Genomic DNA, 26,325 nt, shown 5'->3' on the forward strand with positions numbered 1-26,325 from the left:
AGTTACCGCCCAGTTAAGATCGCGACCGCCTCGCGCAGGTAGGTGGCCACGTCGGCCGAGGTCACCGGGCCGTGCTCGGCGGCGAGGCGGCCGGCCATCCCGTGGGCGTAGGCCGCGGCGGCGGCCGCCTGTTCGGCCGGCAGCCCGGCCGCCAGCAGCGAGCCGAGCAGCCCGGCCAGCACGTCGCCGGTGCCGCCGGTGGCCAGGGCGGCGGTACCGGTCGGGTTGACGTAGACCCGGCCGTCGGGCGTGGCGATGATCGTGCGGTCGCCCTTGAGCAGCACGACCGAGTCCATCCGCTCGGCCAGGTGCACCGCGGCGGCGACCCGGTCGTCGCCCGGCGCGCCGCCGGCGAGCCGCTGGAACTCCCCGTCGTGCGGGGTCACCACGGTCGGCGCGTCGCGCTCCCGCAGCCAGTCCGCCATCCGGGCGTTGACCAGCAGGGTGAGCGCGTCGGCGTCGAGGATCACCGGCACCGGGGCGCCGAGCACCGCCCGCAGCTCGGTGAAGCCGCGCTCGTCGGTGCCGAGGCCGGAGCCGCAGACCCAGGCCTGCACCCGGCCGGCGTCGGCGACCCGGTCGCTCACGATGACCGGCGGGTGATGGAACCGCACGGCGCTGCCGGCGGCGCCGGCGTAGCGGACCAGGCCGGCCGGGCCGGCCAGCGCGCCGGAGACGGAGAGCACGGCGGCGCCCGGATACCGGTCGGAGCCGGTGGCGACGCCCACGACGCCGCGGGAGTACTTGTTGTCGTTCGCCGACGGGCGCGGCCACCAGGCGGCGACGTCGTCCGCGTCGGGCACGTAGAGCGCGGGGTCACCATCGGGGTGCAGCCCGATGTCCACCAGTTCGACGATCCCCGCGTGTACGGCGCCGGCGCCGACGAGCAGCCCGGGCTTGAGCACGCCGAAGGTGACGGTGATGTCGGCGCGCACCGCCATGCCGGTGACCGCGCCGGTGTCGGCGTCGACGCCGGAGGGCACGTCGACGGCGATGACGGGCGCCCCGCGCAGGACGCCGGACACCTCGGCGACCCTGGCGGCGGCCGGCTCGCGCAGCCCGCCCCGGCCGCCGATGCCGAGGATGCCGTCGACGACCAGGTCGGCGCGGTCGGGCGGCGGCTCCTCCGGGCCGATGAGCCGCCCGCCGGCCGCATAGAGCGCCGCGGCGCCGTCGCGGTGGACGCGCTTGGGGTCGAAGAGCAGGGCCTCCACGCGGGCGCCGCGGCGGGCGAGCCGCTCGCCGGCGTAGAGGGCGTCGCCGCCGTTGTTGCCGGGCCCGACCAGCAGCAGCACGCGCGCGCCGTACACCCTGGGCAGGGTGTCGGCGCAGCGGCGGGCCAGGGCGGCGGCGGCGCGCTGCATGAGCGCGCCGGCGGGCAGGATCTTCATGACGGACTCTTCGGCCGCGCGCACCTGCGCGACCCGCCAGGCGGTTCTCATCCGGCGCTCCCCGGGTCGGTCGGCACCCGCTCGGCAACCACCATGGCCGAGGCAATGCCGCCGTCGTGGGACAGCGACAGGTGCCAGCGGGAGATCCCGCGCTCGGCGGCGGCCTGTGCGACGGTGCCGGAGACGGTCAGCCACGGCCGGCCGTCAAGGTCGGTGACGATCTCGCAGTCGTGCCAGTGCAGTCCGCCGGGCGCGCCGAGGGCCTTGGCCACCGCCTCCTTGGCCGCGAAGCGGGCCGCGAGCGACTCCGCCGAGCGGGGATTCCCGGAAGCCGTGGCCCGCTCGGCGGCGTTGAACAGGCGCGCGGCGAGCAGCGGTGTGCGCGCCAGCGCGTGGGAGAACCGTTCGACGAGGACGACGTCCATGCCGACAGACACGATCACAGGGACAACCCTGTCACACGTGCCCTACTCGACGGTCACGGACTTGGCCAGGTTTCGGGGCTGGTCCACGTCGTGGCCGCGGGCGGCGGCGATCTCGCAGGCCAGGACCTGCAGCGGGACGGTGGTGACCAGCGGCGCGAGCAGGGTCGGGGTGACCGGGACGTGGAAGAGGTGATCCGCGTAGGGTGCGACGGCGCGATCGCCCTCCTCCGCGATGACGATCGTGCGGGCGCCGCGGGCGCGGACCTCCTGGATGTTGGAGACGACCTTGTCGTGCAGCACGCCCCGGCCGCGCGGCGACGGGACCACGCACACCACCGGCGTGCCCTCGTCGATGAGCGCGATCGGGCCGTGCTTGAGCTCGCCGGCGGCGAAGCCCTCGGCGTGCATGTAGGCGAGCTCCTTGAGCTTCAGGGCGCCTTCCAGGGCCACCGGGTAGCTCACGTGCCGGCCGATGAACAGCACGCTCTTGGCCTCGGCGAGATCGCGGGCCAGCTCGCGGATCGGGTGCATCATCGACAGGACCTTCTCGACCTTCGCCGGCATGTCCTGCAGCTGGGCGACGACGGCGCCTACCTCGTCGGCGTACTTCACCCCGCGGACCTGCGCGAGGTGCAGCCCGACGAGGTAGCAGGCGACCAGCTGGGTGAGGAACGCCTTGGTGGAGGCGACCGCGATCTCCGGGCCGGCGTGCGTGTAGAGCACGGCGTCGGACTCGCGCGGGATGGTGGAGCCGTTGGTGTTGCAGATCGCGAGGACCCGGGCCTTCTGCTCCTTCGCGTGGCGCAGCGCCATCAGGGTGTCCATCGTCTCGCCCGACTGGGAGATCGCCACGACCAGCGTGGAGCGGTCCAGCACCGGGTCGCGGTAGCGGAACTCGCTGGCCAGCTCCACCTCGCACGGGATGCGGGTCCAGTGCTCGATGGCGTACTTCGCGACCATCCCCGCGTGGTAGGCCGTGCCGCAGGCCACGATGAAGACCTTGTCGACGTCGCGCAGGTCCTGGTCGGAGAGGCGGACCTCGTCGAGCATCAGGTCGCCGTGCTCGTTGAGCCGGCCCAGCAGGGTCTCGGCGACCGCGTGCGGCTGCTCGGCGATCTCCTTGAGCATGAAGTAGTCGTAGCCGCCCTTCTCGGCGGCCGAGGCGTCCCAGTCGATGTGGAAGTTCTTGCCCTCGGCCGGGTTGCCGAGGAAGTCGGTGATGGCGATCGCGTCGCCGCTGATCAGCACGACCTGGTCCTGGCCGAGCTCGACCGCCTCGCGGGTGTGCTCGATGAACGCCGACACGTCGCTGGCGAGGTAGTTCTCGCCCGTGCCGCGGCCGACGACGAGCGGGGAGTTGCGCCGGGCGCCGACGACCACGCCGGGGGCCTGCACGTCGACGGCGAGCAGCGTGAAGGCGCCCTCCAGGCGGCGGCACACGGCCCGCATCGCGTCGGCGAGCCGCTCGCCGGGCGTGTCGCCGGTCGCGCCGGCGAGCGCGAGGGCCAGCAGGTGCGCGGCGCACTCGGTGTCGGTGTCGCTGGCGAACTCGATGCCCGCGGCCTCGAGTTCGGCGCGCAGCTTGGCGAAGTTCTCGATGATGCCGTTGTGAATCACGGCGACCCGGCCGTCGGCCGAGCGGTGCGGATGGGCGTTGCGGTCGGTCGGGCCGCCGTGGGTGGCCCAGCGGGTGTGGCCGATGCCGGTGGTGCCCGTGCCGAGGCCACGACCGCTGTCGTCGGCGTCGGCGAGCAGGTCGATGACGACCTTCTCGAGGTTGGCGAGCTTGCCGGCGCGCTTGGCGGTGATCAGGTCACCATGCCGGCGTCGGCCGACCGCGTCCCCACCGACGTGGCCTGTGTCGCCTGACCTGACGATCGCGACGCCGGCGGAGTCGTAGCCGCGGTACTCCAGCCGCCGCAGCCCGTCCAGCACGATGTTCAAGGCCGGCCGGGCGCCGGCGTACCCCACGATTCCGCACATGCTCGTACCGTAGCAGAACAGCGCGCAGAGCCCGTGCGCGAAACTGTCGCATACGCGCACGGGTATTGCGCACAATCGGGGTATTGCTAAATCAGCGAGGATCGGATCTGCGCCCCGCCGTCGACCACGAGCGTCTGGCCGGTCATCCAGCGGGCGGCGGTCCCGGCCAGGAAGGTGATGACGCCGGCGATGTCGTCCGGCTCGCCGATGCGCCCCAGCGGCAGCTTTTCGCTGATGTACTCCTCGTTGTTCTCCCACAGCCCGCGGGCGAGGTGGGTGCGCACGATCCCGGGCGCGACCGCGTTGACCCGCACCCGCGGCGCCAGCTCGGCGCCCAGCTGCCGGGTCAGGTGGATCACCGCGGCCTTGGTGGCGTTGTAGTACCCGATGCCGGGCTCGGTGATCACGCCGCCGACGGAGGCGACGTTGACGATCGCCCCGCCCCGCTCGGCCATCGACGCCTTCCACACCAGCTGGCTCCACAGCACCACGCCGAACTGGTTGAGCCGGACCGTCTTGTCCGCCCGCACCGGGTCGATCTCCATGAGCGGGCCGAAGTACGGGTTGGTGGCGGCGTTGTTGACCAGCACGTCGACGGCGCCGAAGCGCTGCATCGCGGCGTCGACGACCGCGGCGGCCTGGTCGGGCTCGGCCGCGTGGGCGGCGTGGGTGAGCACGCCGGCGCCCGGGAACTGCCCGGTGATCTCCGCGGCGACCTCGTCGAGGGATTCGATCTTGCGGGAGGTGAGCACGACGTTGCAGCCCTCGGCGGCGAAGGCGAAGGCGGTCGCCTTGCCGATGCCCCGGGAGGCGCCGGTGACGAGAACGGTGCGGGCATTGGTCATGCGCCGCACGCTACTACTGGGTGGGCGAGAGCGTCCTCACCACGGAAGCGATCCGCTCGGCGGCATCCCGGGCGACCTCCTGGGTGCCGGCCTCCACCATCACCCGCACCAGCTGCTCCGTGCCCGACGGGCGCAGCAGCACCCGGCCGGTGCCGCCGAGCTCGGCCTCGACCTGCTTGGTCGCGTCGAGCACCAGCGGCGAGCGGGCGGCCGCGGCCCGATCGATCACCGGCACATTGATCATCACCTGGGGCAGCCGCTGGACGACCCCGGCGAGCTCCTTGAGCGTCGTGCCGGTCCGGCTCATGCGGCCCATCAGGTGCAGCGCGGTGAGCACGCCGTCGCCCGTGGTGGCATACGCCGGCATCACGATGTGCCCGCTCTGCTCGCCGCCGAGCGCCAGGCCCTTGGCCCGCAGCTCCTCGAGCACATACCGGTCGCCGACCTTGGTCTCCAGCAGCCGGATGCCGGCCTCGGCCATGGCGAGCTTCAGGCCCAGGTTGCTCATCACGGTCGCGACGAGCGTGTCCTCGGTGAGCGCGCCGGCCTCGCGCATCGCCAGCGCCAGGATCGCCATGATCTGGTCGCCGTCGACCTCGGTGCCGTCGCCGGCCACCGCGATACACCGGTCGGCGTCGCCGTCGTGGGCGATGCCCAGGTCGGCGCCGTGCTCGACGACGGCCGCGCGCAGCTGTGCGATGTGGTTGGAGCCGCAGTCCTCGTTGATGTTGAGCCCGTCGGGATCGGCGTTGATCGCGACGACCGAGGCCCCGGCGCGGCGGTAGGCCTCCGGGGCGGCCGAGGAGGCGGCGCCGTTGGCGCAGTCCACGACGACCGTGAGCCCGGCGAGCGGGCTGGGCAGCGAGGTCAGCAGGTGCCGCACGTAGCGGTCCTCGCCGTCGGCGTAGTCGGTGACCCGTCCCACGCCGGCGCCGGTGGGGCGGCGGTGGGTGCCGTTGTCCATGAGGCGCTCGATCTCGTCCTCGACCTCGTCGGGCAGCTTGTGCCCGCCGGCGGCGAAGAGCTTGATCCCGTTGTCCGGCATCGGGTTGTGCGAGGCCGAGAGCATCACGCCGATGTCCGCCTCGAGCACCCCGGTGAGGAAGGCGACCGCCGGCGTCGGCAGCACCCCGACCCGCACCACATTGGCGCCGGCGCTGGTGAGGCCGGCCACGACGGCCGCCTCCAGCATCTCGCCGGACGCCCGCGGGTCGCGGCCGACGACCGCCACCGGTGCGTGGGAGTCGTCGTGTTCGAACAGCGCCTGCGCGGCGGCGATGGCGACCGCCATCGCGAGCTCGGGAGTCAGGTCGGCGTTGGCCCGCCCGCGTACCCCATCGGTGCCGAAGAGTCGCCCCATTGCGTACCTCCCATGGTTGTACCCCACCGCATATCACGGCCGCGCAACACGAAACGGCCGGGCGCGCACCTCCCAGGGTGGCACCCGGCCGACAGGCTTCGTTAGCGCTTCGAGTACTGCGGGGCCTTACGGGCCTTCTTCAGGCCGTACTTCTTACGCTCGGTGGCCCGCGCGTCCCGGGTCAGGAACCCGGCCTTCTTCAGCGCCGCGCGGTCGTCGGGGTCGTTCTCGACGAGGGCGCGGGCGATGGCGAGGCGCAGCCCACCGGCCTGGCCGGTGGTGCCGCCGCCGCGCAGGTTGGCGAAGACGTCGAACGTCTCGGCCTTCTCGACGATGACCAGCGGCTCACGCACCGACTGCTGGTGCACCTTGCTCGGGAAGTAGTTCTCCAGCTCCCGCCCGTTGAGCAGGAACTTGCCCGTGCCGGGCACCAGGCGGACCCGCACGATGGCCTCCTTGCGGCGGCCAACGGTCTGGATCGGCTGGCCGGCGCGGCGCGCCCGGGTGGGTGCCGCGGTCGCGGTGGCGGTCGCCACGGGAGCCGCGGGCGCCGCGGGCGCGGGGGTCTCGACGGTCGCGACAGCGGCCGGCGTCGGGGCGGCGATGGTCTCGTCGGTCACGCTCAGTCCTTCGTCCGCGCTCACTGCGCGATCTGCTTGATCTCGAACGGCTGGGGCAGCTGGGCCGCGTGCGGGTGCTCGGCGCCCGCGTAGACCTTCAGCTTGCGGATCTGGCGCGCGCCCAGGCGGTTGTGCGGGAGCATGCCCTTGACGGCCAGCTCGATCGCCCGCTCGGGGTGCTTGGTCAGCAACTCGTCGTAGCCGACCGCCTTGAGGCCGCCCGGGTAGCCCGAGTGGCGGTAGGCGACCTTGGTCTGCCGCTTGTTGCCGGTCAGCGCCACCTTGCCGGCGTTGATCACGATGACGAAGTCGCCGGTGTCCACGTGCGGGGCGAACGTCGGCTTGTGCTTGCCGCGCAGCAGCGTGGCGGCGTGCGTGGCCAGACGGCCGAGCACCACGTCGGTCGCGTCGATGACGTGCCACACGCGCTCGATCTCACCCGGCTTCGGGCTGTACGTACCCACAGGTCTACCTTGTCTTCCACGTCGTCGGTCTGGGGTGCGCTCGCGATGGCGTCGTCGCAGGCAGGACCTGGAGCGCACGACCATCCAGCGTACCCGAACGATGGGAACGCCTTGTCATCGCACAACAGCATTCCACGATACTCGGCGTCCCCGGCGAGGACAAAATCGGGGTCAGACGCCGACGAGCCGCCCGGGTGACCGGCGCAGGTACACGAACCAGGTGACCAGGAAACACAGCGCGTAGAAGCCGATGAACGCGAGGTAGGCGCCGTCGCCGGTCTTGTAGGCCAGGAACGACTGCCGGAACGCGAGGTTCACCAGCACGCCGCCGGCCGCGCCGACCGCGCCGGCCACGCCGATGAGCGCGGTCGCCAGCCGCCGGGCCTGCCGCTCGTCGTCCGGGTGCTTGGCCTTGAAGATCGCCGGGATCATCTTGTACGTCGAGCCGTTGCCGATCCCGCTGAAGACGAACAGCAGCACGAAGCCGGTCACGAACAGCGGCAGCGACCGCTCGCGGGAGGCGAGCAGCACGGTGCCGGCGCCGGCCGCCATGGCCACGAAGTTCCAGAAGGTGATCCGGCCGCCGCCGAAGCGGTCGGCCAGCAGTCCGCCGACCGGGCGGACCAGCGAGCCGAGCAGCGGGCCGAGGAAGGTGAGGTAGGCCGCCCGGACCGGGGTGGAGAAGTCGGCCTTGAACTGCACCTGCAGGACCTGCCCGAAGGCGAAGCCGAAGCCGATGAAGGAGCCGAAGGTCCCGATGTACAGCAGGGACATGATCCAGGCGTGGCGGTCCTTGATCACGTCCCGCATGGCCCGCTTGTCGTTCGTGGCGTGGGTCAGGTTGTCCATGAAGATCGCGGCCAGCACCGCGGCGATCACGATCAGCGGCAGGTAGACCAGCACGATCAGGCGGGGGTGGGCGGCGCCCGCGGTGGCCAGGACCGCCAGCCCGACGAGCTGGACGGCGGCGACGCCGATGTTGCCGCCGCCGGCGTTGACGCCCAGCGCCCAGCCCTTGAGCCGCTGCGGGTAGAAGGCGTTGATGTTCGCCATCGACGAGGCGAAGTTGCCGCCGCCGACGCCGGCCACGGCCGCCGCGGCGAGCAGCATGCCGAAGGAGACGCCCGGCTTGAGGATGATCCCGGCGAAGATGGTCGGCACGAGCAGCAGCAGAGCGCTGAAGATCGTCCAGTTGCGCCCGCCGAAGGTCGCCACCGCGAAGGTGTACGGCAGCCGCAGCACCGCGCCGACGAGCGTGGGCGCGCTGGTGAGCAGGAACTTCTGCGCCGGGTCGAGCCCGTAGGCGGGCCCGAGGAAGAGCACGAACACCGACCACAGGCTCCAGATCGAGAAGCCGATGTGTTCGGAGAGAATCGACACGACGAGGTTGCGCCGGGCCACCCGGGCGCCGGTGGCCGCCCAGAAGGCGGTGTCCTCCGGGCGCCAGTCGTCGATCCACCGGCCGCGGCGCGGCCCGGGCTGAGACTGCGGTTTTTCCACGGCAAGGGTCATGACCGTGGAAGCTATGGACGGCCCGTTTCTGCCCGGGGCCGCTTTGTTGTCGGTGCCGAAACGTTTCCCACACGGCGGCGGACCAGCGGTTGTGAGATCCGCCGCCGTGTGTAGGCAGCGGTCAGGACTTGTGGAACGTCCAGGTCCCGGTGTCGGGGCCACCCTGCGGCGGGGAGAGCTTCAGGGTGGTGCCGGCGCAGTCGTACTGGCTCTTCTTGAGCACCGGCTGGGCGTCGACGGCGCCACCGGTGTCGGCGGTGCCGGTGCCGGTGAACTCGGTGATCGGCATCTTGTCGGCGACCCGGACCGCGGCGGGCGCGGTGAGGTCGACGGTCACCTTGAGCGAGCTGAAGTCGACGCTGCCGGTCGGCTCGAGCGTGCCGGAGGCCGACGCCGGGGTCTTGATCGCGCCGTTGACCGTGCCCGAGTAGCCGAAGCTGCCCTTCACGTCGTTGCCGGAGACCGCGAAGGTGAAGGTCACCGGCTGCATCGGGCCGAAGTCGACCTGCGTCTTGCCGGCGGAGTCGATCGTGAGCAGGGTGCCGCCGCCGCCGGCGAAGGTGCCGTTCACCGCGCCGCTGAGCTTGCCGGTGAGGTTGTCCGCCTTCCAGGTGCCGACCAGGCACGACGCCGCGGTGCCCGGGCCGCCGCCGGTGGTGGCGGAGCCCGAGCCGGAGCCGCCCGAGGCGGTGGCGCCGCCGGCGCCGCCGGAGGCCCCGGCCGAGGCGCCCGCGGACGCGTTGCCGGAGGCCCCGGCCGAGGTGGCGGCCCCGGGCTTGGTGTCGTCACCACTACATCCGGTGAGCCCGATGCTGAGCACCGCAACGGCCGCGAGCGCGGCCTTGCCGGTCGTACGCATCTGCTTCCTCCTTGCTGCTACATAGGGGTCGATGCTTGTTTACCCCGGCGCGAACGGTCGCCACCCTACCGTGCGAGGATCTGGCACACCGGTCCACCATCCGGGACCGCATCGACCGTGATCGACGTAAATTCGACCACGGAACGGTAACGGCCTGCTCAAGGTGCGTGTGAGACGCTCTTAGCAGGCAGGAAACATTCGGGACTTTGGAGCGAAACCGCTCCCCGGCAGCCTTTTGCCCATGTCCGAAGCGGTCGCCGCATGCTGCCCGGCCCTCGTGCAACGCTGTCGCGGGGCAGAAACACCATCGAAACGTCATTGTCACTCCAGCGTCACCGAGGGGCACGCATGAGTGACTCAAGTTCGTCGATGAATGTGGTCGTCGTCGGCCACGGCATGGTGGGCCACCGCTTCGTCGAGGCGTTGCGGTCCCGCGACCCGGGCCGCCGGTGGCACGTGACCGTCCTGGCCGAGGAGGGCCGGTCGGCCTACGACCGGGTCCGGCTGTCCGCCTACTTCGACGGCGTCTCCGCCCAGGAGCTCACCTACACCGTGCCCGAGGGCATCGACCTGCGCCTCGGCGAGCCCGCGATCGCGGTCGACCGGGCCGCGCGCAAGGTCGTCACCGCCCACGGGGAGTATCCGTACGACGCCCTGGTCCTGGCCACCGGCTCGGCGGCGTTCGTGCCGCCGATCAGCGGGGTCGAGCAGGCCGGCGTCTTCGTGTACCGCACCCTCGACGACCTCGACGCGATCAGCGCGCACGCGCGGGGCAAGGAGGTCGGCGCGGTCATCGGCGGCGGCCTGCTCGGCCTGGAGGCGGCCAACGCGCTGCGCCTGCTGGGGCTGCGCACCCACGTGATCGAGTTCGCGCCGCGGCTCATGCCGGTGCAGGTCGACGAGGCCGGCGGCGCCGTGCTGCGCCGCTACGTCGAGGACCTGGGCGTGCGGGTCCACCTCGGCGCGGGTACCACCGCGATCCGGCAGAGCGCACCGAGCGGGCGGCTCGGCCTGACGCTGTCCGACGGCTCGCACGTGCCGGCCGACCTCGTGGTCGTCGCCGCCGGCGTCCGGCCCCGCGACGAGCTGGCCCGGTCGGCCGGCCTCGCGACGGGCGCGCGTGGCGGGGTGGTCGTCGACGCCGGCTGCCGCACCGAAGACCCGGCGATCTTCGCGATCGGCGAGTGCGCGGAGATCGGCGGGCGCTGCTACGGGCTGGTCGCGCCCGGCTACGCGATGGCCGAGGTGGTCGCCGACCGGCTGGTCGGCGGGGCGGCCGAGTTCCCCGGCGCGGACACCTCGACCAAGCTCAAGCTGCTGGGCGTCGACGTGGCCAGCTTCGGCGATGCCCTGCGCGACGACCTGCTCGACGTCGTCTACCTCGACCCGGCCAACGGTCGCTACGCCAAGCTCGTGCTCTCCGACGACGCCCGGACGCTGCTCGGCGGCATCCTGGTCGGCGACGCGAGCGCCTACCCGACGCTGCGCGCCAGCGTCGGCGGCCCGCTGCCCGACCCCCCGCTCGCCCTGCTCGCCGGCGACACGACGGCGCCGGTGGCGCTGCCCGCCGACGCGCAGGTGTGCAGCTGCAACGCGGTCACCCAGGGGCAGGTCGTCGCGGCGATCGCCGACGGCTGCACGGACGTGGGCGCGCTCAAGGAGTGCACCCGGGCCGGCACCAGCTGCGGATCGTGCGTGCCGCTGCTCAAGCAGATCCTGTCCGCCCAGGGCGTGACGGCGAGCAAGGCGCTGTGCGAGCACTTCGACCACAGCCGCGCGGAGCTGTTCGACATCGCGCGGATCCGCGAGATCCGCACGTTCTCGCAGCTCATCGCCGAGCACGGGCGGGGCCGCGGCTGCGACGTGTGCAAGCCGACGGTCGCCTCGATCCTCGCGTCGCTGCACAACGACTACGTCCTGGACGGCGAGCAGGCCGCGCTGCAGGACACCAACGACCACTTCCTGGCCAACATCCAGCGCAACGGGACGTACTCGGTCGTCCCGCGCATCCCCGGCGGCGAGATCACCCCGGAGAAGCTCATCGTGATCGGCGAGGTCGCCCGGGACTTCAACCTCTACACGAAGATCACCGGCGGCCAGCGCATCGACCTGCTCGGCGCCCGCGTCGAGCAGCTGCCGGCGATCTGGAGCCGGCTGGTCGCGGCCGGGTTCGAGTCCGGACACGCCTACGGCAAGGCGCTGCGCACCGTGAAGTCGTGCGTCGGCTCGACCTGGTGCCGCTACGGCGTGCAGGACTCGGTCGGGCTCGCGATCGAGCTCGAGCTGCGGTACCGCGGCCTCCGCGCGCCCCACAAGATCAAGTCGGCGGTGTCGGGCTGCGCCCGCGAGTGCGCCGAGGCGCGCAACAAGGACTTCGGCATCATCGCCACCGAGCACGGCTGGAACCTCTACGTCGGCGGCAACGGCGGCTTCCGCCCCCGCCACGCCGACCTGCTGGCGTCGGACCTCTCCACGGAGGAGCTGATCCGCGTCGTCGACCGGTTCCTGATGTTCTACATCCGCACCGCCGACCGGCTCCAGCGCACCGCCGCCTGGATCGAGGCCATGGAGGGCGGCCTGGACTACCTGCGCGCCGTGATCGTCGACGACTCACTCGGCATCGCCGCCGAGCTCGACGCCATGATGGCCCGCCACGTCAGCTCCTACCAGGACGAGTGGCGGGCGACGGTCGAAGATCCGGAGCGCCTGGCGCGGTTCGTGTCGTTCGTCAACGCACCCGGCACCCCGGACCCGACGATCTCGTTCGTATCCGAGCGCGGACAGCCAGTACCAGTCGTCCTAGGAGCCCAGCCATGAAGTGGACCGTCGTCTGCCCATACCTGCGACTGGAGCCGGAGCGCGGCGTGGCCGCCCTCGTCGACGGGGTACAGGTGGCGCTCTTCCGGGTCTTCGACGGTGGCCTGCACGCCATCGGCAACCTCGACCCGATCAGCGGTGCCGCGGTGCTCTCCCGCGGGATCGTGGGCAGCCGCGGCGAGACGCCGGTCGTCGCGTCGCCGATGCACAAGCAGGCCTACGACCTGACCACCGGCGAATGCCTGGACGAGCCGGGCATCCGCGTGCCGGTGTATCCGGTCCGGGTCAACGCCGGCCTGGTCGAAGTCGCGGTCGGGGGTACGACGTGAGCGCGGGCAGCACGCTGGAATCGCGCCCGGCCGCGGGCGAGGACCTGCCGCTGGCCGGTTTCACCGTGGCGGTCACCGCCGACCGCCGCCGCGACGAGCTCAGCGCCCTGCTGGAGCGCCGGGGCGCGCGGGTCGTGCTCGCACCGGCGCTGCGCATCGTGCCGGTCGCCGACGACACCGAGCTCAAGGCGGCGACGGTGTCCTGCGTCGACGTCGCCCCCGACATCGTCATCGCCACCACTGGCATCGGACTCCGCGGCTGGCTCGAGGCCGCGGAAGGCTGGGGCCTGGGCGAGGCGCTGCGGGCCCGGCTGGGCGAGGCGTACCTCATCGCCCGCGGCCCCAAGGCCAAGGGCGCGGTGCGCGCCGCCGGCATGATCGAGGCGTGGTCCCCGGAGGCGGAGAGCTGCGACGAGGTCCTCGACTACCTGCTGGCCGGCGGCTACCCGGGCGGCATCGCCGGTCGCCGGATCGCCCTGCAGCTGCACGGCGAGCCGCACCCGGAGTTCACGTCCTCGCTGCGCGACGCGGGCGCGATCGTCGTGGAGATCCCGGTGTACCGCTGGGCGCCCCCGGTCGACCCCGCGCCCCTGCGCCGCCTGGTCGACCTGATCTGCTCGCGCCTGGTCGACTCGGTGACCTTCACCTCCGCGCCCGCGGTCAGCTCCCTGCTGCGCGTCGCCGGCCCGGAGGCGCCCGACGTGCTGGAAGCGCTGCGCACCGACGTGCTGGCCGCCTGCGTCGGCCCGGTCACGGCCGCGCCGCTCAAGCGCCTCGGCGTCCCGGTCGCCGCACCGGCCCGGGCCCGCCTCGGCGCCCTCGTGCGCATCCTCACCGACGAGTTGCCCAAGCGCTCCCCGACGCTCTACGTCGCCGGCGCCGCGGTGACCCTGCGCGGCCACGCGGCGATCATCGACGGCACGCTCAAGCCCCTGGCCCCCGGCCCGATGGCGGTACTGCGCGCGCTGGCCGCCTCGCCCGGCCGGGTGCTGTCCCGCGCGGCGCTGCTGCGCGAGCTGCCCCGGGGTGCGGACGAGCACGCCGTGGAGATGGCGGTGGCGAGGCTGCGGGCGGCCCTGGGCGGCTCCGCGTTCGTCCAGACGGTGGTGAAGCGCGGCTACCGCCTCCGGGTCGACTGAGCCGGCGTTACTGCAGGTAGTGCTCCACCTCGTCGATCGAGTGCGCCTCGACCTCGTCGGGCGAGACCCCCTGCAGCTTGGCCGCGCGCCGCCGGCGCAGGAGGTCCCACAGCTGGTCGAGCTGCGCCTCGACGCCGTGCAGCCGATCGTGCTCCTCCTGCTCGGTGATCTTGCCGCCCTGCAGCTGGGTGCGCAGCTTGTGCTCCTCGTCCACCAGCTCGGAGATCTGGTGGATCAACGTCTTCTCGTCCATGGGTTGCATCATCCACCACGGACGACGACGGGTGTCACAAAACCAGGGTCAGCTCCCCGTCGGACAAACCGTGCGTCAGCCGCGGCCCTCCCAGACCGGCTCGGGCACCTCGACCACCTCGCCGTCGGCGCGGAACAGCACGTACCGGTCGAAGGAGCGGCTGAACCACCGGTCGTGGGTCACCGCGACCACGGTCCCGTCGAAGCCGCGCAGCCCCTCCTCCAGCGCCTCGGCGCTGGCCAGGTCGAGGTTGTCGGTCGGCTCGTCGAGCAGCAGCAGCGTCGCCCCGGAGAGCTCCAGCAGCAGGACCAGGAAGCGCGCCTGCTGCCCGCCGGAGAGCGTGCCGAAGCGCTGGTCGGCCTGGCCGGCCAGCTCGTAGCGGGACAGCGCGGGCATCGCCTGCGGCCGCGGCAGGCCGGCGCGCCAGTCGTCGCCGCGCCAGAGGATCTCGGCGAGGGTGCGCTCCATCAGCTCCGGCCGGTCGTGGGTCTGCGAGAAGTGGCCGGGCCGGACCCGGGCGCCGAGGCGGACCGTGCCGCCGTGGGCGACCGGCGCGAGCTCGGCGCCGATGGCCGGGCCGTCGGGGTCGGTGCCGCCGCGGGCCAGCAGCCGCAGGAAGTGGGACTTGCCGGTGCCGTTGCCGCCCAGCACCGCGACCCGGTCGCCGTACCAGATCTCCAGGTCGAACGGGTAGGTCAGACCGTCGAGCTCCAGTTGCTCGCAGATGATCGCCCGTTTGGCGGTACGACCGCCGGACAGCCGCATCCGGATGTCCTGCTCCTTCGGGGGCGCCGGCGGCGGGCCGACCTCCTCGAACTTGCGCAGCCGGGTCTGCGCCGCCTGCAGGCGCGAGGCGAGCCCGTCGTTGTAGGCGGCCTTCGTGCGGTACAGCAGCACGAGGTCCTTGAGCTTCTGGTGCTCCTCGTCCCAGCGCCGGCGCAGCTCGTCCAGCCGCTCGTGCCGGGCGGAGCGCGCCTCGTGCCAGGACGCGAAGCCGCCGGGATGCACCCAGGCGGAGCCGCCCTCGACCGCCACCACCCGGTCGGCGGACCGGGCCAGCAGCTCGCGGTCGTGCGAGACATACAGCACACTCTTCGGCGACTCGCGCAGCCGCTCCTCCAGCCAGCGCTTCCCCGGCACGTCGAGGAAGTTGTCCGGCTCGTCCAGCAGCAGCACCTCGTCCTCACCGCGCAGTAACAGCTCGAGCGCGAAGCGTTTCTGCTGGCCGCCGGAGAGCGTGCGCACCGGCCGGTCGCGGGTAGCATCCCAGGGCAGGCCGAGCACCGCGACGCTCACCGTGTCGAAGAGCACCTCGGCGTCGTAGCCGCCCGCCTCACCCCAGGCGGCCAGCGCGTTGGCGTAGCGCAGCTGCGCCTTCTCGGCGGCATTTTCCGTGGCCGCGTGCATCGCCCGCTCGGCCGCGGCGAGGCGCTCCCCGACCTCCCGCAGGCGCGGCGGGGCCAGCTCCAGCGCCAGCTCGTAGAGGGTGCGATCGTCGCCGATCATGCCGATGAACTGGCGCATCACGCCCAGCCCGCCGGAGCGCGCGACCGCGCCCGTGTGCACCGGCAGGTCACCGGCGACCATCTTCAGCAGGGTCGTCTTGCCGGCGCCGTTGGGCCCGACGAGCGCCACCTTCGCGCCCTCGCCGACCCGGAACGACACTTCGGAGAAGAGCTCACGGCCGTCCGGCAGCGTGTGCCCGACCCCTGCGACGTCGACATATCCCACGATGAAAAGCTTCTTCGGCGGCGGTACCTCAGGGAAGCGGTTTTTCCACCCGCAGGACCCGGAAGCCTTTGTGACTGGCGTGGCGCTGCGCCGCGAAGCCCTGCTCGGCGAGCCACCGCTGCAGCGAGTCCCCGCCCAGGTTCTTGGCCACGACCAGCCACGCGACGCCGCCGTCGGCCAGCCGCGGCAGCCACCGCAGCAGCAGCGCGTGCAGTTCGCTCTTGCCGACGCGGATCGGCGGGTTCGACCAGATCTGCGCGAACCCGACAGTCTCCGGCACCTCGTCGGGCAGCATCGGCAAGATCCGCCCGGCCGCCCCGAGCGCCGCCGCGTTCAAGCGGACCAGCTCGAGCGCGCGCTGATTCACGTCGATCGCGTAGACCGTCGCCCGCGGCGCCGCGGCGGCCAGCACGGCGGCGATCGGCCCGTATCCGCAGCCCAGGTCCAGCAGCGCGCCCTCGGTCGCCGGCCCGGGCGGCGGCGCCTCGGCCAGCAGCACGGCCGTGCCCGGGTCCAGCCGGCTCCAGGAGAACACCCCCGACGCCGAGACCAGCCGAAACTCCCGGTCCAGCGCCTCGAACACGACCTCGTGCCGCTCGTGCGCCACTGCGGGGTCGGCCGAGAAGTAGTGCTCGCCCGCCAACTTGCCCTCCTTCGGCCGCGTTCGCAACGCATTGTCCACGCACAGGTGACGGGTCGTTCAAGCGCCCACCCATTCGGATTGCGTGCACGGTCGCCGATGCGCCAATGGTCGCGCCGGTCGGCTAACCTGTCCGACATGGGTTCTCGGGACGAGCAGCGCCGAAAGCGGCGATCCGACTCGTTCCGCCAAGACGAGGCGGACGAAGCCGACAACTGGCTGGCGGGCCTCCGCGGCAGCGGCCGGGGCGAACCGGACCCCTTCGCGGCTCCCCCACCCGATGCCGGCCCATACGACCGCGACCGCTCCGGCCCCCCTTCGGGCTCCTTCGACCGCCCCGGGCCGCCTCCGGGCCCCCTCGACCGCCCTAGCCGCCCTTCGGGCTCCTTCGACCGCTCCGGCCCTCCTTCGGGGTCCTTCGACCGCCCTGGGCCGCTGGATCGCCCGGCGCCGCCCGACCGCACCACGGCCCTGGACCGGCCCCGCGGGTATGACGACGGCCTTGACCGCCCTGGGCCGCTCGATCGCCCCGCGTCACCCGACCGCACCACGGGCCTGGACCGGCCCCGCGGATACGACGACGGCCTTGACCGGCCCGGGCCGCTGGATCGCCCGGCGCCGCCCGACCGCACCACGGCCATCGAGCGGCCCCGCGGATTCGACGACGGCGACTCCCGGGGCTCCTCCGCCCGAGGTCGACGCTCCCGTGGCGACTCGCCCAGCGGCGTCTACGGCCCCTCGGCGCTGCCGCCCGCCCCGCCGCCGGCCCGCCCCAACCTCGACGGCTGGTCCGCCCCGGAGGCGGCCCCGGCCGGCGGTCGCCGCCGCGCCACCGACGACGACTCCCCGAGCGGCGTCTACGGCCGCTCCGTGTTGCCGGCCGCCCGCCCGGTGCCCGACCCGCCACCGGCCGCCGCCCCCACCGAGCCCCGGGGCCGCCGCCGCGCCCGCGAGGAGACCGGCCGTAGCTCCTCGGAGTCGTATGGCCACGGCCCGGAGCTGACCCCGATCATCAAGCCGCTCAGCGACACCCCGGCCGCACCGACCGCCGACCCGCCGCCGCTGGTCCCGATCTTCCCCACCCTGCGCCCCGACGCCGCCCCGACGAGCGGCGCCGGCCGCCGCGCCCGGCGCGCCGCGGACGACGACCCCGCCGCCTTCACCGGCGACACCGCAACCTCCCGCCGCCGCGGCGCCCCGGATCCCCGCACCGGCGCCCTGGATCCCCGCACCGGCGACGCGGGCGCCCGCGGAGGCGACTTCGGTGGGCGCACCGGCGACCTGGCATCCCGCACCGGCGACGTCGCCGCCCGCGGAGGCGACTTCGGTGGGCGCACCGGCGACCTGGCATCCCGCACCGGGGATGTGGGCGCCCGCGGGGCCGCACGCACCGGCGACCTGGGCTCCCGCACCGGCGACGTCGGCGCCCGCGGGGGCGACTTCGGTGGGCGCACCGGCGACCCTGGCGGCCGGCGCCGCGCCGGCGCCGACGAGCCCGGCATGCGCGCCGGCGCCGGCTTCGATGCCCCGCCCAACGGCCGAGCCTCGGTCCGCGGCCCCGGGGACCCGGAGCCGAACGGCCGCGCCCCCTATTCCGGCGAGACCACCACGTTCCGCTCCGAGACGAGCGGCCGCGGCACCGCCCGCGGCCTCGGGGACCCGGAGGCGAACGGCCGCGCCCCATACACCGGCGAGACCACGATGTTCCGCCCCGGCGACGACGCCGGGGTGCGCCGCCAGCGCCCGCCGCTCGACGACGACGCGCCCCGATTCGGCGACGACGGATCCAGGTTCGGCGACGAGGGGTCGCGGTTCGGCGAGCCCGGCTCCGGGCGGCGCGGGTATGACGACCGCCGGGATGACGCCGGTTCCGGCCGGGCCCGCGCCGGCTTCGACGCCGGGGCGCCCGCGACCGACACCGGTTCCCGCCGGGCGCGGGCCGGGTTCGAGGCCGGAGCACCCGCGACCGACACCGGCCGGCGCGACGACAGCGGCGCCCGCCGCCGCGACGAGGCCATGCGCCGCCGTCCCCCGCTGGACGAGCCGCCGCAGCAGCGCCGGGCGCTGGACGACGATCTGCCGCCCTACGACGCCTACGACGAGCCGCCCGCGGCCCGCCGGCGCGACGGCCGGCGCGGCTCCGGGGAGTACTCGGACGATTACACCTCCGGCGGCACCCGCCGCGCGCTGCGCGAGGGCCCCGGCGGCCGGCCGATGGGCCCGCCCGGGCGACCCGACCGCCCGGACCGCCTCGACCGCGACCGGCCCGACCGCGACCGCCTGGACCGCGACCGGCCGGACCGCGACCGGCCGGACCGCCTTGACCGCGACGAGCGGCGCGGGCGTCCCGGTGGCGGGCCCCCGCGAGCCGCCGTCGCCGACCCGGCCCGCACCGGCCCGCGGCCGCACCGCTGGGTGGCGCTGCTGAGCGTGATCGCCGTGATCGTGGTGCTCGCCGCCTGCGGCATGGGCACGTGGTTCATCTTCAAGGACGAGAAGAACGGCCCCGACTCGGCGAAGTCCAGCGCGACGACGGGCCCGAAGAAGCGGGACATCAGCAGCCGCGACGTCGACCCGCAGCCGCTCACCGAGGCCGAGGTGTTCCCGACCAACAACATCGTGGCCGTGGCGAACGAGCCGCCGTACGTCATCCTGTCGACCAAGGCGTCCAACGACTGCAAGGTGGCCGCGACCGAGCAACTGGCGGCACTGCTGGCCAACGCCGGCTGCAGCGAGGTCGTGCGCGCGACGATGAAGTCGCCGAACCAGGAGTACCTCATCACGGCCGGCATCTTCAACGTCACCAGCGAGCAGGTGGCCGCGCAGACCTTCGACGGCATCAAGCCCATCGTCGACGGCCAGAAGGGCCGCTTCGCGGGCATGAGCGTGGGCGCCGGCACCGGCACGGACGCCCTGGTCCGGGCGCCGACGCAGCTGGGCTGGAACTACAAGGGTCACTTCATCACGTACTGCGTGATCGCCCGCGTCGACGGCAACAACTTCGCGCAGGGCGACCCCTACCCGAACCAGATCACGTACGACATCGTCGAGACGTACCTGGACAACGGCATCATCGAGAACCGGTCCGTCGTGCAGCCCGACGCCACCCCGGCGGCCTCCCTGCCGGGCTCCCCGGCCCCGAGCTGACCCGGCTCTCTCCGATCCCGGCGACAAGCTCGGCCTGCTCGGCGGCCAGGCGTTCCGGGCCACCCTCCCTGCGTCGTGCGCGGCGTCGGCGGCGAGCACCACCGCGGCGTCGACGGCCCGCCGCGCGTCCGTGCCGTGCTCGACGGCGACGCGCCCGGGCCGGCTTGACTCCACCGCGGGCACCGGCCGGAACTCTCCGCGATCATGCCGTAGTCACCACCGCACCACGCGTTTTCCATGATCGCGGAAGATCTATGTACACATAGGTACCAAAAGACTCCACGATCACGGAAAACCCGACCGCGCAGCAGTGGGAGTCGCATGATCGCGGAGACATCTCGTCACTGAATCCGACATATGCCCCGTCAGGCGAAAAATCCGATAAGTCGTGGCGCGGAGCGCCCGACTTATCGGGACGGCAGCCGTCAGAGATCCCGACGGGAGCCGTCAGAGGTCGCGGCGGGAGCCGTCAGAGGTCGCGGCGGGAGCCGTCAGAGGTCGCGGCGGGAGCCGTCAGAGGTCGCGGCGGGAGCCGTCAGAGGTCGCGGCGGCGGCGGGTTTGGTCGGCGCGGGCGCGCAGGGTGTCGGCGTCGGCCGGGTAGGTCACCTCGGCCAGGGTCAGGCCGTGGGCCGGTGCGACCACCACCTCGTCCGCCCGCACCGTCCGGGTCAGCAAGGTGGCCGGCCAGGATGCCGGGCGGCGGCCGTCGCCCGCCACCAGCATGGCGCCGACCAGGCTGCGGACCATCGACCAGCAGAAAGCGTCGGCCTGCACCGTGGCGACCAGGATGCCGTCCGGGTCGCGGCGCCAGTCCAGGCGGGTGACGGCGCGGATCGTGCTGGCGTGCTCCTTGCGCCGGCAGAAGGCCGCGAAGTCGTGCTCGCCCAGCAGGCCCGCGGCGGCCTCGTTCAGCCGGTCCAGGTCCAGCGGGCGGGGCCAGGCCAGGGTGTCGCGGCGGCGGAGCGGGGCGGCGCCGCTGACGGCGTCCGTGACGCGGTATTCGTACCGGCGGGACAGCGCCGAGAACCGCGCGTCGAACTCCGGGGGCACGGCGCGCGCGGACAGGACCCGCACGTCGGGCGGCAGGAGGCCGGCCAGCTTGCGGATCAGCGCCGGCGCGAAGGCTGTCCAGCGCTCCTCGGGCAGGTCGGCGTGGCAGACCTGGCCGGTGGCGTGCACCCCGGCATCCGTGCGGCCGGCGACGGTCAGGCCGCCCTCGACCGGGCCGAAGAGGCGCTCCAGGACGGCCAGGAGCTCGGCCGCGACGGTGCGCCGGCCGGGCTGCAGGGCCCAGCCGGAGAAGTCGGTGCCGTCGTAGGAGACGTCGAACCGGACGCGGACGCTCACGGGGTACCCCCAAAGGAAAGCCCGGCACCCCCGAAAGGGTGCCGGGCCGACGAACCGTGCGGTCAGGCCTTGGTCTCGTCGTCCTTCGCCTCGTCCGCGTCCGGCTCGGTGTCCGCGGCGGCGGGGCGGGCCGTGGTGACCTCGTCCGTGTCGTCGCCGGCGAGCACCGCGATCGAGTCGGCCTTGGCGGCCTGCCGGGCGGCCTTGCGCGGCGCCGCCTTCGGGGCGGCCACCTCGAGCTCCTCGACCAGCTCGATGATCGCCATCGGGGCGGCGTCGCCCTTGCGCGGGCCGGTCTTCACGATCCGGGTGTAGCCACCCGGACGGTTGCTGAAGCGCGGCGCGATCTGGTCGAACAGCGCGAACACCACGTCCTTGTCCCGCACCACGGAGAGCGCTTGACGGCGCGCGTGCAGGTCGCCGCGCTTGGCCTTGGTGATGAGCTGCTCGGCGAGCGGGCGCAGCCGCTTGGCCTTCGTCTCGGTCGTGGTGATGCGCCCGTGCTTGAACAGCGACGTGGCAAGGTTCGCCAGCATCAGCCGCTCGTGCGCGGGACTGCCGCCGAGGCGGGGACCTCTGGTGGGCGTGGGCATGGTTGGGACTCCTCTAGTACAGCAACCGGGATTACAGCTGCTCGGTCTCGCGGTAGTCGTCGGCGTCGTAGTCCACCTCGGCGAAGGAGTCCACGACGTGGGCCGGGTCGAACGTCGGGGCGGAGTCCTTCAGACCCAGACCCATCCCGGCGAGCTTCATCTTGACCTCGTCGATCGACTTCTGACCGAAATTCCTTATATCGAGGAGGTCGGCTTCCGTGCGGCTGATCAGCTCACCGACGGAGTTGATGCCCTCACGCTTGAGGCAGTTGTAGGAGCGGACGGTGAGGTCCAGCTCCTCGATCGGCAGCGCGAGGTCGGCCGCGAGCTGTGCGTCCTGCGGCGACGGGCCGATGTCGATGCCCTCGGCGTCGGTGTCGAGCTCGCGGGCGAGGCCGAACAGCTCCACCAGCGTCGAGCCGGCCGAGGCCAGCGCGGTGCGCGGGGTCAGCGACGCCTTGGTCTCGACGTCGATGATGAGCCGGTCGAAGTCGGTGCGCTGCTCGACGCGGGTCGCCTCGACGCGGTACGTCACCTTGAGCACCGGCGAGTAGATCGAGTCGACCGGGATGCGCCCGATCTCCTGCCCCTGCTGCTTGTTCTGGTTGGCGGTCACGTAGCCGCGGCCGCGCTCCACGGTCAGCTCCATGTCGAGCCGGCCCTTGCCGTTGAGGGTGGCCAGCTTGAGGTCCGGGTTGTGCACGGAGACGCCGGCCGGGGGCTGGATGTCGCCCGCGGTGACGTCGCCCGGGCCCTGCTTGCGCAGGTACATCGAGACCGGCTCGTCGTGCTCGGAGCTGACGCACAGCTCCTTGATGTTCATGACGAGCTCGACCACGTCCTCCTTGACCCCGGGGATCGTGGTGAACTCGTGCAGGACGCCGTCGATCTTGATGCTGGTGACCGCCGCGCCCGGGATGGAGCTGAGCAGCGTACGCCGCAGCGAGTTGCCGAGCGTGTAACCGAAGCCCGGCTCGAGCGGCTCGATGGTGAACTTGGACCGGACCTCGCTGATGGTCTCTTCGGCGAGGCTGGGCCGCTGGGAGATGAGCACGTTCTGTTCCTCCAGTTCGTTGCGCGCCCGCTATTTGACGCGCTCCGCTTCGGCAGGGCCGTGAGGCCTAGCCCGGTCTGGCTCGATGACGCTTCGCGAGGATCGACCCAGACCAGGCGCCGCCGACAATGGTGCTACTTGCTGTAGAGCTCGACGATGAGCTGCTCCTGGACCTGGGTGTCGATGACCTGCCGGGCCGGCAGGCTGTGCACCAGGACCTTGAACTCGCTCGGGATGAACTCCAGCCACGCGGGGACGGTCTTGCTGCCCGCGAGGCCCTGCGCGATCTGGAACGGGGTGAGCTCCCGCGACTTCTCGCGCACCTGCACGATGTCGTGCTCGCGCAGGCGGTACGACGGGATGTCGACCTTGCGGCCGTTGACCACGATGTGGCCGTGCTTGACCAGCTGGCGGGCCATGTCGCGGGACGACGCCAGGCCGGCCCGGTAGACCACGTTGTCCAGCCGCGACTCGAGGATCCTCAGCAGCTCCTCACCGGTCTTGCCCGGCTTGGCCACGGCCTCCTCGTAGTACCCGGCGAACTGCCGCTCCAGCACGCCGTAGATGCGGCGGGCCTTCTGCTTCTCACGCAGCTGCAGGAGGTACTCGGTCTCCTTCGGCCGGCCGCGGCCGTGCTGGCCGGGCGGGAAGGGACGCGACTCGAACGGGCACTTCGGCCCGTCGCACTTGCTGCCCTTCAGGAACAGCTTCATCTTCTCGCGCCGGCAACGGCGGCAGTCGGCACCTGTATAGCGAGCCATTGTTGTCGTCTCTTCCCTTAGACCCGGCGGCGCTTCGGCGGACGGCAGCCGTTGTGCGGCTGCGGCGTGACGTCAGAGATCTGCCCGACCTCCAGGCCGACGGCCTGCAGCGAGCGGATCGCGGTCTCCCGGCCGGAGCCGGGGCCCTTCACGAAGACGTCGACCTTGCGCATGCCGTGCTCCATCGCGCGGCGCGCGGCGGCCTCGGCGGCCAGCTGCGCGGCGAACGGGGTCGACTTGCGCGAGCCCTTGAAACCCACCTGGCCGGCAGAGGCCCAGGAAATGACGGCACCGGTCGGGTCGGTGATCGACACGATGGTGTTGTTGAACGTGCTCTTGATGTGCGCCTGCCCGTGGGCGACGTTCTTGCGTTCCTTGCGCCGGACCTTCTTGACAGCGGTCGCGCCGGCGCGAGCCTTCGGCGGCATTCTCTATGCGCTCCTAGATACGTTTCTGATCTCGACCCGGCGGTTACTTCTTGCCCGGCTTCTTCTTGCCGGCGACCGTGCGCTTCGGCCCCTTGCGGGTGCGCGCGTTGGTCCGGGTGCGCTGACCGCGCACGGGCAGGCCCTTGCGGTGCCGGATGCCCTCGTAGCAGCCGATCTCGACCTTGCGGCGGATGTCCGCGGCGACCTCGCGGCGCAGGTCGCCCTCTACCTTGTAGTTGGCCTCGATGTGGTCGCGCAGCTGCACGACCTCTTCATCGGTCAGGTCCCGGGCCCGCTTGTTCGGGTCGATGCCGGTGGCGGCCAGAGTCTCGACGGCCCGGGTACGCCCGATGCCGTAGATGTAGGTGAGTGCGATCTCGGTGCGCTTGTCGCGCGGGAGATCGACACCGACGAGACGTGCCATAAGTGGGCGTGCTCCTTGTTTGTGCGGAGGTCTGTGCCCGCTCCGCTCCCGCCTGCCCACAGGCGGGCCCCGGCCTCCGACCGGGGGTGCAGCCCACGCACGCCGCCGCTACCGGCGGTCGCCCGAGGCTGGAACGGGCAAGTGCAAAACGCGAATCCGGCAGACCCGGGCTGGTTCAGCCCTGGCGCTGCTTGTGGCGCGGGTCAGTGCTGCAGATGACCATGACCCGGCCATGCCGCCGGATGATCCGGCAGTTGTTGCAGATCCGCTTGACGCTCGGCTTGACCTTCACGGTTCGCCTAACTCTCGCTGCCGCGCGCGCTCCTGCGAGCGGGCACGGCAGAACCCGACCGTTACCTGGGTACCGACACCGATTACTTGTAGCGGTAGACGATGCGCCCGCGAGTGAGGTCGTAGGGCGAGAGCTCCACGACCACACGGTCCTCGGGCAGGATGCGGATGTAGTGCTGCCGCATCTTGCCACTGATGTGCGCCAAGACCTTGTGGCCATTGGCGAGCTCCACCCGGAACATCGCATTCGGGAGTGGCTCGATCACTCGGCCCTCGATCTCGATGGCCCCGTCTTTCTTCGGCATGTCCTCCGCTACCTGACATCGGGTCTGGTGGTCGACGCTCGCATCCGTTTCACGAGGTCACGACGGTATGCCGTGGGCCTCGAGCCAGCCGCGGCTCCGGTTATGCCACAGAAGCGCGTGGGGGCATGCCGGAGTGGACGCTTTGCGCCAATGCGCAAGTCTACGCGGCGGAGCGCGCCGCACCAAATCGGGGGTGTCTAACTGTCGCGGTAACGCCGCTGCCGGTCAGGGTTGTTCCCCAGGGCCTTCACGGAGAACGTGGAGGCCAGCAGCACCGCGCCCCACGGGCCCGCGACCCACATCGGCCAGAAGTAGACCGGCTCGCCGCTGGAGATGCTGACCAGGGCCCAGATGACCACGTTGACCGAGACCGCGACGAGCCAGGCGCTCCACACGCCGAGCAGCCACCTCGGGTTGCGCCCGTCGGACGGGGCGGACCGCTCGTCCGGGTCGCCGACCCGGGGCGCGGCGGGCTGCAGCTGCGAGGAGCCGACCGGGTGGAAGCCCGGCAGGTCCTTGAGGACGGCGTCCAGCTCGCCGTAGGTGCGCGCCGAGTAGGCATCCTTGAGGCGGTCGTCATACTCGACGAGCGACAGCCGGCCCTCGTCGAGCGCCGCTTTCAGCCGCTCCGCCACGAACTGCCGATCGACGTCGGCCGCACGCAGATCTTCCCGCCGCTCTGCCACTGCTCCCCCTTCGCGCTCGCACACAGCATCCCACCGCCGACGCACAGGGTTCCACCCCGGGATTTCCCTTACTCGACGGCGGGCACCGGCTCACGGGAGGTGATCAGGTCGCCCAGCCGCGCCCGGCCGCCGTCGTGCGCGGTGAGCACCCAGACGCCGTCGTCGCAGATCGCCATCGTGTGCTCCACGTGCACGGCCACCGAGCCGTCGACGGTCACCACGGTCCAGCCGTCGTCGAGCTCGGCGACCCTCGGCTTGCCGCGGGTGATCATCGGCTCGATCGCCAGCGCGATGCCGGGGCGCAGCATCGGGCCCTTGCCGGGGCGGCCGGAGTTCTGCACGAACGGGTCCTGGTGCATCGCGGTGCCGATCCCGTGGCCGCCGTAGCCCTCGACGATGCCGTAGCGGCCGGCCTTGCGGATCGAGGACTGGATCGCGAAGGAGATGTCGGTCAGCCGCCCCTTGCCGCTGCGCGCACCGCGGGCCGCCGCGGCGATGCCCGCCCACATGGCGTCCTCGGCGACGCGCACCATGCCGCGCACGTCCGAGGGCACGTCGCCGACGGCCACCGTGATGGCCGCGTCGCCGTGCCAGCCGTCGAGGTCGGCGCCGCAGTCGATGGAGATCAGGTCGCCCTCCCGCAGCACCTGCCGGGGGCTGGGGATCGCGTGGACGACCTGATCGTTGACGGACGAGCAGATCGAGGCGGGATAGCCGTGGTAGCCCTTGAACGACGGCACGGCGCCGGCCGCGCGAATCGTCTCCTCGGCGATGCGGTCCAGGTCGGCGGTCGACACGCCGGGAGCGACCACGGCGCGCATCCGCTCCAGGGCGTCGGCGACGACGAGCCCGGCCCGGCGCATGAGGCCGATCTGCTCGGGGGTCTTGAGCTCGATCTCGAGCTGGTGAGCCATGGGACT

26 protein-coding genes are annotated in these 26,325 nt (G+C 72.6%); 4 read left to right on the forward strand and 22 right to left on the reverse strand.

Going from position 1 to position 26,325, the window contains the following annotated elements; all coding sequences use genetic code 11:
* Positions 1–2 precede the first annotated feature (2 nt).
* The 9 genes from ACQPXD_RS51780 to ACQPXD_RS51820 form a co-directional block, all read right to left on the reverse strand.
* A complete protein-coding gene (locus ACQPXD_RS51780) occupies positions 3–1,442 on the reverse strand; it encodes an NAD(P)H-hydrate dehydratase (RefSeq protein ID WP_432831855.1) in 1,440 nt (479 codons plus the stop codon).
* Positions 1,439–1,834 carry a holo-ACP synthase gene (locus ACQPXD_RS51785; protein ID WP_432831857.1) on the reverse strand — a complete coding sequence of 132 codons (396 nt, stop codon included), beginning with the start codon at positions 1,832–1,834 and terminating at the stop codon, positions 1,439–1,441. The genes ACQPXD_RS51780 and ACQPXD_RS51785 overlap by 4 nt, the downstream gene beginning before the upstream one ends.
* Positions 1,835–1,858: 24 nt before the next feature.
* Complete coding sequence (gene glmS / locus ACQPXD_RS51790; RefSeq protein ID WP_432831859.1) at positions 1,859–3,799, reverse strand: glutamine--fructose-6-phosphate transaminase (isomerizing); 1,941 nt, start codon at positions 3,797–3,799, stop codon at positions 1,859–1,861.
* A gap of 86 nt (positions 3,800–3,885) precedes the next feature.
* Complete coding sequence (locus ACQPXD_RS51795; protein ID WP_432831861.1) at positions 3,886–4,644, reverse strand: SDR family oxidoreductase; 759 nt, start codon at positions 4,642–4,644, stop codon at positions 3,886–3,888.
* A gap of 13 nt (positions 4,645–4,657) precedes the next feature.
* Positions 4,658–6,004: a phosphoglucosamine mutase gene (gene glmM / locus ACQPXD_RS51800; protein ID WP_432831863.1), complete on the reverse strand. Its 1,347-nt coding sequence runs from the start codon at positions 6,002–6,004 to the stop codon at positions 4,658–4,660.
* Positions 6,005–6,105: 101 nt separating this feature from the next.
* A complete protein-coding gene (gene rpsI, locus ACQPXD_RS51805) occupies positions 6,106–6,609 on the reverse strand; it encodes a 30S ribosomal protein S9 (protein WP_432844276.1) in 504 nt (167 codons plus the stop codon).
* Between the two features lie 35 nt (positions 6,610–6,644).
* On the reverse strand, positions 6,645–7,088 hold the full coding sequence (gene rplM / locus ACQPXD_RS51810; protein ID WP_432831865.1) for a 50S ribosomal protein L13: 444 nt from the start codon (positions 7,086–7,088) through the stop codon (positions 6,645–6,647).
* A 171-nt stretch (positions 7,089–7,259) separates the two neighbouring features.
* On the reverse strand, positions 7,260–8,600 hold the full coding sequence (locus tag ACQPXD_RS51815) for a nitrate/nitrite transporter (RefSeq protein ID WP_432831867.1): 1,341 nt from the start codon (positions 8,598–8,600) through the stop codon (positions 7,260–7,262).
* A 121-nt stretch (positions 8,601–8,721) separates the two neighbouring features.
* Complete coding sequence (locus tag ACQPXD_RS51820) at positions 8,722–9,459, reverse strand: hypothetical protein (RefSeq protein WP_432831869.1); 738 nt, start codon at positions 9,457–9,459, stop codon at positions 8,722–8,724.
* Positions 9,460–9,807: 348 nt separating this feature from the next.
* Here ACQPXD_RS51820 and nirB point away from each other — a divergent pair, with 348 nt between their 5' ends.
* Genes nirB through ACQPXD_RS51835 form a run of 3 tightly spaced genes read left to right on the forward strand, consistent with a single transcriptional unit; the run spans position 9,808 to position 13,744 of the window.
* Positions 9,808–12,276 (forward strand): nitrite reductase large subunit NirB, encoded by a 2,469-nt coding sequence (nirB, locus tag ACQPXD_RS51825; protein ID WP_432831871.1) that lies wholly within the window; start codon positions 9,808–9,810, stop codon positions 12,274–12,276.
* Positions 12,273–12,605, forward strand: coding sequence for a nitrite reductase small subunit NirD (gene nirD, locus ACQPXD_RS51830; protein WP_432831873.1), 333 nt, complete (start codon positions 12,273–12,275; stop codon positions 12,603–12,605). The genes nirB and nirD overlap by 4 nt, the downstream gene beginning before the upstream one ends.
* Positions 12,602–13,744, forward strand: a complete 1,143-nt coding sequence (locus ACQPXD_RS51835) for a uroporphyrinogen-III synthase (RefSeq protein ID WP_432831875.1) — start codon at positions 12,602–12,604, stop codon at positions 13,742–13,744. Before nirD ends, ACQPXD_RS51835 begins: the two co-directional genes overlap by 4 nt.
* Positions 13,745–13,751: 7 nt before the next feature.
* Here the strand turns inward: ACQPXD_RS51835 and ACQPXD_RS51840 are convergent, their stop codons facing one another.
* From ACQPXD_RS51840 to ACQPXD_RS51850, 3 genes are all read right to left on the reverse strand, one after another.
* On the reverse strand, positions 13,752–13,997 hold the full coding sequence (locus ACQPXD_RS51840) for a DUF2630 family protein (protein WP_432831876.1): 246 nt from the start codon (positions 13,995–13,997) through the stop codon (positions 13,752–13,754).
* A gap of 75 nt (positions 13,998–14,072) precedes the next feature.
* The gene (locus ACQPXD_RS51845; protein WP_432831878.1) at positions 14,073–15,728 is read right to left on the reverse strand and encodes an ABC-F family ATP-binding cassette domain-containing protein; all 1,656 of its coding nucleotides are present in this window, start codon (positions 15,726–15,728) and stop codon (positions 14,073–14,075) included.
* A 28-nt stretch (positions 15,729–15,756) separates the two neighbouring features.
* A complete protein-coding gene (locus ACQPXD_RS51850; RefSeq protein ID WP_432831880.1) occupies positions 15,757–16,371 on the reverse strand; it encodes a class I SAM-dependent methyltransferase in 615 nt (204 codons plus the stop codon).
* Positions 16,372–16,506: 135 nt separating this feature from the next.
* Between ACQPXD_RS51850 and ACQPXD_RS51855 the strand changes: the two genes are divergently transcribed.
* Positions 16,507–19,515, forward strand: a complete 3,009-nt coding sequence (locus tag ACQPXD_RS51855; protein ID WP_432831882.1) for a hypothetical protein — start codon at positions 16,507–16,509, stop codon at positions 19,513–19,515.
* 535 nt (positions 19,516–20,050) lie between these two features.
* Here ACQPXD_RS51855 and truA read toward each other — a convergent pair.
* The 10 genes from truA to map all read right to left on the reverse strand — a co-directional run bounded on the left by truA (position 20,051) and on the right by map (position 26,319).
* Positions 20,051–20,863: a tRNA pseudouridine(38-40) synthase TruA gene (truA, locus tag ACQPXD_RS51860; protein ID WP_432831884.1), complete on the reverse strand. Its 813-nt coding sequence runs from the start codon at positions 20,861–20,863 to the stop codon at positions 20,051–20,053.
* A 62-nt stretch (positions 20,864–20,925) separates the two neighbouring features.
* Entirely contained in the window at positions 20,926–21,456 is a 531-nt protein-coding gene (rplQ, locus tag ACQPXD_RS51865; RefSeq protein ID WP_432831886.1) for a 50S ribosomal protein L17, read from the reverse strand.
* Positions 21,457–21,487: 31 nt separating this feature from the next.
* On the reverse strand, positions 21,488–22,510 hold the full coding sequence (locus tag ACQPXD_RS51870) for a DNA-directed RNA polymerase subunit alpha (RefSeq protein ID WP_432831888.1): 1,023 nt from the start codon (positions 22,508–22,510) through the stop codon (positions 21,488–21,490).
* A gap of 134 nt (positions 22,511–22,644) precedes the next feature.
* On the reverse strand, positions 22,645–23,271 hold the full coding sequence (gene rpsD, locus ACQPXD_RS51875) for a 30S ribosomal protein S4 (RefSeq protein ID WP_345126309.1): 627 nt from the start codon (positions 23,269–23,271) through the stop codon (positions 22,645–22,647).
* Between the two features lie 17 nt (positions 23,272–23,288).
* Entirely contained in the window at positions 23,289–23,699 is a 411-nt protein-coding gene (gene rpsK, locus ACQPXD_RS51880; RefSeq protein ID WP_033357646.1) for a 30S ribosomal protein S11, read from the reverse strand.
* A 43-nt stretch (positions 23,700–23,742) separates the two neighbouring features.
* Positions 23,743–24,123, reverse strand: coding sequence for a 30S ribosomal protein S13 (gene rpsM / locus ACQPXD_RS51885; protein WP_432831892.1), 381 nt, complete (start codon positions 24,121–24,123; stop codon positions 23,743–23,745).
* 175 nt (positions 24,124–24,298) lie between these two features.
* Positions 24,299–24,415, reverse strand: a complete 117-nt coding sequence (gene rpmJ, locus ACQPXD_RS51890) for a 50S ribosomal protein L36 (RefSeq protein WP_014687778.1) — start codon at positions 24,413–24,415, stop codon at positions 24,299–24,301.
* An 82-nt stretch (positions 24,416–24,497) separates the two neighbouring features.
* Positions 24,498–24,719, reverse strand: a complete 222-nt coding sequence (gene infA, locus ACQPXD_RS51895) for a translation initiation factor IF-1 (RefSeq protein WP_007073013.1) — start codon at positions 24,717–24,719, stop codon at positions 24,498–24,500.
* 197 nt (positions 24,720–24,916) lie between these two features.
* Positions 24,917–25,405, reverse strand: a complete 489-nt coding sequence (locus tag ACQPXD_RS51900) for a DUF1707 SHOCT-like domain-containing protein (protein WP_432831904.1) — start codon at positions 25,403–25,405, stop codon at positions 24,917–24,919.
* A gap of 68 nt (positions 25,406–25,473) precedes the next feature.
* A complete protein-coding gene (gene map, locus ACQPXD_RS51905) occupies positions 25,474–26,319 on the reverse strand; it encodes a type I methionyl aminopeptidase (protein WP_432831906.1) in 846 nt (281 codons plus the stop codon).
* Positions 26,320–26,325 lie beyond the last annotated feature (6 nt).

It is taken from the genome of Dactylosporangium sp. CA-092794 (assembly GCF_050948465.1).
GTDB lineage: Bacteria > Actinomycetota > Actinomycetes > Mycobacteriales > Micromonosporaceae > Dactylosporangium.